5 protein-coding genes and 1 pseudogene are annotated in these 5,356 nt (G+C 41.1%); 5 read left to right on the top strand and 1 reads right to left on the bottom strand.

Annotation, left to right across the window (positions count from 1 at the left end):
- Window positions 1-375 precede the first annotated feature (375 nt).
- The 3 genes from F6K20_RS22885 (at window position 376) to F6K20_RS22875 (ending at window position 2,731) form a co-directional block, all read left to right on the top strand.
- Window positions 376-1,002: a PEP-CTERM sorting domain-containing protein gene (locus tag F6K20_RS22885; RefSeq protein ID WP_287296134.1), complete on the top strand. Its 627-nt coding sequence runs from the start codon at window positions 376-378 to the stop codon at window positions 1,000-1,002.
- 410 nt (window positions 1,003-1,412) lie between these two features.
- Entirely contained in the window at window positions 1,413-2,258 is an 846-nt protein-coding gene (locus tag F6K20_RS22880; RefSeq protein ID WP_287296132.1) for a hypothetical protein, read from the top strand.
- A gap of 218 nt (window positions 2,259-2,476) precedes the next feature.
- Window positions 2,477-2,731 carry a hypothetical protein gene (locus F6K20_RS22875; protein WP_287296131.1) on the top strand — a complete coding sequence of 85 codons (255 nt, stop codon included), beginning with the start codon at window positions 2,477-2,479 and terminating at the stop codon, window positions 2,729-2,731.
- A gap of 377 nt (window positions 2,732-3,108) precedes the next feature.
- On the opposite strand, the gene F6K20_RS22870 is transcribed toward F6K20_RS22875, so the two are convergent.
- Complete coding sequence (locus tag F6K20_RS22870; RefSeq protein WP_287256526.1) at window positions 3,109-3,294, bottom strand: hypothetical protein; 186 nt, start codon at window positions 3,292-3,294, stop codon at window positions 3,109-3,111.
- Between F6K20_RS22870 and modA the strand changes: the two genes are divergently transcribed.
- Together modA and modB are read left to right on the top strand one after the other, a co-directional pair.
- On the top strand, window positions 3,227-4,090 hold the full coding sequence (gene modA / locus F6K20_RS22865; protein WP_502708864.1) for a molybdate ABC transporter substrate-binding protein: 864 nt from the start codon (window positions 3,227-3,229) through the stop codon (window positions 4,088-4,090). The genes F6K20_RS22870 and modA overlap by 68 nt on opposite strands.
- 256 nt (window positions 4,091-4,346) lie before the next feature.
- A pseudogene (gene modB, locus F6K20_RS22860) lies at window positions 4,347-4,982 on the top strand (molybdate ABC transporter permease subunit); the annotation flags it as partial.
- Between the last annotated feature and the right edge of the window lie 374 nt (window positions 4,983-5,356).

Raw genomic sequence — 5,356 nt, 5'->3', positions numbered from 1 at the left:
TCAACATTAATTAATTCACTACTATTATAAATCCTATAATAATCAGGCAATTTGGCATCGGCACTTTTAGGGGTTTTGATAAATTATTGACATGGATTTTTGAGGTGACTATAATTCAAGCTAACTCTATTATTTACAAAGGGATTATGATAAATCCTAATAATTTATCATAACAAAAAAACTGGTAATTATTTCTTACTGTTAAAGAAAAAAGTGAGGCATCTCATTTTTGCTGTTTGACCCAGACCCAGTGGTGCGTTACGGGTCGGGCTATCTCAACACTGGCGCTCCAGGTTGAACATCAAGGCAAGCCCGCCCCTAACACACCCTACGCACTTTTCCTTATTTTATACATACTGAAGGAGGATACTTTCTGTGACTAATCTTTCTCACCAATTCGCACTTGTTACTACTGCTGTCGCTTTAACCTCTGCTACTGTTGCAGTTTTACCGGCTGCTGCTGAGCAGATAATTAACCAAGAATTCAGCGGCGAACTTGAATTATCGGATTTTCCTGATTTTCTGCTAGAGCCTCCTCCCGAAACTAGAGATTACGAGGGGTTTGTTGAGTACAATACTGAAGGGGAATTACTCTCTTGGTTTCTTGATGTCGAAGGTTTAGAGCAAGTCGGTTCTGATCTTACCCTTGAACCGTTGCCTTCTCCTTTTCCGTCTCCTCTTCCTGTTCCTCCTAGAAACTTTATTACTACCTTTGACGCTACCCCTGATAGTTGGATTCTAGATATCGATTTTGGTAGGGCTGTTGACGCCGGGGCTTATACCCTTACCTGGAACAGAGACTCAGGAATTACCTTTACTCTTGGGGGGTCGCTATTACCTCCAACTGTCTATGTTGATCCCAATCCTACTTTTAGCGAAACTATCACCAAGGATCCCTCAAAGCCAGATCCAACCAGTGTACCTGAACCTGCGTCTGGATTAGCACTACTGGGACTTAGTGCTTTAGGTGCTGGTTCTTTGTTGAAAAGAAGGGAGCAATAATAAGAGATTCTAGTTAAGTTTTATTAACTAAATAAACCATAATTGTAGAGCGAGTTAAGTCCATAAAAATGGACTTTTTTTTATATATAGCTACGATCAACGCTATAAACCGGCGGCAGATGCAGAGGCTATCCCAAAAAATATAAGTCAGTAAAATGGCGTATAAGTTAATTTAATATTTCCAGTGTTATTATTTTTTATGGTAGTCTAATTCTAGCAAATGTGATCGAGTTATTTTTTTTACCAAAAGAATAATTCGGCGTAAAGGTTAAAGTTTTACCAGATTAAATTTTATGTCTGATAAATTCTTCGGTGCTTGAGATTTTTTTGGAAACTATCCAAAATCTTAATTGCCCACTTTGTGGTGCAATTAACTCAATTTGTCTACTTACTCAACCAGGAGAATTCCTTTGATTAATTTTTCTAAACAATTAGGTGTTGTTACTACTGCTATCGCTTTAACCTCTGCTACTGTTGGAGTTTTACCCGCTGCTGCTTTCCAGATAATCAAGCACGAATTCAGTGGCACACTTGAATTTTCTGATTTTTTGAGTCTTTTTCCAGAGCCTTCTCCCCCAACTATAAATTATGAGGGGTTGGTTCAGTACACTAATCAAGGGGAATTACTCTTTTGGTGTCTTGATTTAGAAGGTTCATCTCGACTAGGTGGTGTTGAGAGGCAATGTTTATTTTTGTCTGCTGCTATTGATCCTATAAGCGTTTTTACTACAGTAGGTTCTGATATTATTACCTTGGAACCCTTGCCTTATTCTCCTACTATTCCTTTTGTTCCTATAAACCCTGATCCTCGTCCTTTTCCTCCTAGAATCCCTTTTACTACGTTTAAAGCTACCCCTGATAATTGGACTATAGATGTCGATTTTGGTAGGTTTATGGACTTAGGAGGTGAGACTTTTAGCTGGAACAGAGAGTCAGGAATTAGGTTTACTCGTGGCGGTTTCTTACCTCGTTCAATTGTCTATGTTGATCCCAATCCTAATTTTAAAGAAACTATCACCAACCTTCCCTCAAACTGGGTTGATGTTGATCCCAATCCTAATTTTAGCGAAACTATCACCAGCATTAATAAAGTTCCCTCAAACTGGCTTGATTCAGCAAGTGTCCCTAAACCGGCTTCTGGATTAGCGCTATACTGGGTTGATCCAACTAGTGTCCCTGAACCTGTGTCTGGATTAGCACTACTGGGAGTTAGTGCTTTAGGGGCTGGTTCAGTTTTGAAAAGAAGGGATAAATAATTAAGATCTTTCACCAAGTGAAAAGTTGATCTGTAAAGGTAGGCAAGAGAGAACAGGAGTATCGTTAAAATTAATACAAAAAAAAGCGATCGCTAAGGTTACGCGATCGCTTTTTTTTTACCCTTAAAATAACCCCAAAAAAAATTTATAAAAACCTCTTGACAATATTTTATATAATCATTACAATAATCATATAAACACAATTCAACTCTTGAGCTATGTCGCAAGAATTTATCCCTAACCCCGACAATAATCCTGAACATCCAATTCCTGGCATTAATCTTGAAGATCTTTTCCCAAAGCAACAACCTGTTCAGCACATTTTAAAGGGGCCTCGTCAAGCAGTAACTAATAGTATTCATACCCTCTCTGCCATGGGCTACGCACAGGCTTCCGAGTGGAGTCCTCTGCAACCTACGGGCATGCCAGGAGAGGTGATTACTATCATCACTAAGTATTGGATGCTACGTTAAAACGTTAGTTTTTCGGGGGGGTTTCCCCCCTTGGCAAAAACCAAGGTTCCGGTATGATGAAACAGGATTACTTCTCGATGGGTTCGGGAACTGAGTGACATAGCGATGCAGCGCGGTCTTGGGGGTTTCCCCCATGAGCGACTGCATCAAGAGAGCGATTTAACTCCACTTACTGTGGACTTGAAATAGCCGTGGACATGATTTATACGGCTATTTTTTTTGTTGTTAAGGGGAGCATGTCAATTTTGTTAATCCCTGATTTAGATCCCCCTAAATCCCCCTTAATAAGGGGGACTTTTGAATCTAATTCCCCCCTTTTTTAAGGGGGGCTAGGGGGGATCTATTTACCTAATTACAAAGGTGACATGCTCCCGTTGTTAAGTATCTAATTGGGTAGGGAGTAGGGAATCGGGAATCGGGAGTCGGGAATCGGGAATAAAATTTAAATGAACCTCGCGCTTACTAAAAAGCGCTATAACTCTACTACTCAGTTTTATGGTTAAATCCCTAATTAGATCATGGTTTCTGTGCTTAAGTCTATCCTTAGTTTTAGTAGCTTGCAATGGTGCTACCCTTAACAATCAACAGCCAGAAGTGGTGAGCCTAACTGTATCAGTGGCTGCTAGCTTACAAGATGCGATGAAAGCTATCAAAGTACTCTACACTAAGGAAACACCAGATGTTACTATTATTTATAACTTTGCATCCTCTGGTTCGTTGCAGCAACAAATCGAACAGGGAGCGCCAGTGGATGTTTTTATTTCAGCAGCTCCGAAACAGATGAATGCTCTGGAATCTAAGGGGCTTTTACTAGAGCGATGCAGCGCGGTCTTGGGGGAAACCCCCATGAGCGACTGCATCAAGAAAGGTACAAGGCAAAGTCTTATTACTAATCAGGTAGTTTTAGTTACTCCTAAAGACGAGAATGGTATCTCTAATTTTAAGGACTTAAGGTCTGATAACATCAGTAAAATAGCCATGGGAGACCCGGAAAGTGTACCAGCTGGACAGTATGCTAAGGAAGTTCTCAATACTCTTAATTTGTTTGAACAGCTCAAACCGAAGTTAGTTTTTGGCAAAGATGTTCGCCAAGTTCTATCTTATGTGGAAACCGGTAATGTGGATGCTGGATTGGTGTATGCAACAGATGCTAAACTATCAAACCAAGTTAAAATAGTTGCTACTGCTCCGCCAGAGTCTTACTCCCGGATTATCTACCCAGTAGCAGTATTGAAGGAGTCTAAAAACCCTGATATTGCTAACCAGTTTGTGCAGTTTATTATTGGTGATTCAGCTAAAAATGTATTTTTGAGGTATGGGTTTACTATGGCAGATAAGGGAGTAGGGAGTAGGGAGTAGGGAATAGGGAATAGGGAACAGGGAACAGGGAACAGGGAACAGGGAACAAATAAAAAATTTTTATGTACCTTATTAGACTAGTAAACGCTATATTTAAATATACCAAATTATCGAAAAATACTTCTTCTCTCTCCCCTGGTGGTGCGTTACGGGACGGGCTTGCTAAGGCTGACGACGAGGCGAAAAATCAGTTCGAGCCCTTCCCTAACGCACCCTACGCAATTTGCCACACTACCCATACTCTTTGTTCAACACTATGGAAGATTTATCTCCTTTATGGATTTCCCTAAAAACTGCTGGCTTGGCTACTATCTTTGCTTTCTTTCTGGGAATTACAGTAGCGGGCTGGATGTTTAGCTATCGAGGGAAAGGTAAAGGAATTATTGATAGTATCTTAACCCTTCCGATAGTGCTACCGCCTACAGTAGTTGGCTTTTTATTACTGTTGTTACTAGGTAGAAATAGCCCAGTGGGACAGCTATTGAGGCAATTGGGAGTATCTGTAATCTTGTCTTGGCCTGCGACTGTGATTGCTGCTACTGTCGTTGCCTTTCCTTTGATGTATAAAACTGTATTGGGAGCTTTCAAACAAGTCAATCAGGATTTGATTAACTGTGCCCGTACCTTGGGGGCTTCTGAATGTAGGGTATTTTGGCAAGTGTTGCTACCGTTGGCTTGGCCAGGGGTGATGGAGGGGACAGTTCTGGCGTTTGCGAGAGCGTTGGGAGAGTTTGGCGCTACGTTAATGCTAGCTGGGAATATTCCTGGCAGAACCCAAACCATTGCGATCGCTATCTTTTTTGCAGCCCAAGCCGGGAGGATGGGGGAAGCACTACTATGGGTGTTGATCATGGTTGCGATCGCTCTCGTGGCAATCACCATCATTAACTATGAACAGGGAGCAGGGAACAGGGAACAGGGAATAGGGAACAGGGAACAGGGAATAGGGAAAAAATCTAACATAGAAGTAAGTAAGGGATCCCCCCTAACCCCCCTTAATAAGGGGGGGACAAGAACTTCCCTGATTAAGGGGCCTCCTCTTCACTCCATGGCTGCGAGGTGTTGTGTGTAAAACAGTGCACCTAACGGTACATAATTCAGACGTCTTTTCATGACTTTGCGATCTGCTACATACGACTACTGAATATAGATCTAAACACTGTTTGTATTTTCTGTTAGATAGACGTTTTTTTCTGGAACACTATAAATAAAACTACTCGTGCAAGACGAAAGCACAAAATATAGGACGAGGTGTTTGAATTAGAT

Origin of the sequence: Moorena sp. SIO2C4 (assembly GCF_010672485.1) — a bacterium.
GTDB lineage: Bacteria > Cyanobacteriota > Cyanobacteriia > Cyanobacteriales > Coleofasciculaceae > Moorena > Moorena producens.
This window is presented reverse-complemented; position numbering and strand designations above follow the sequence as displayed.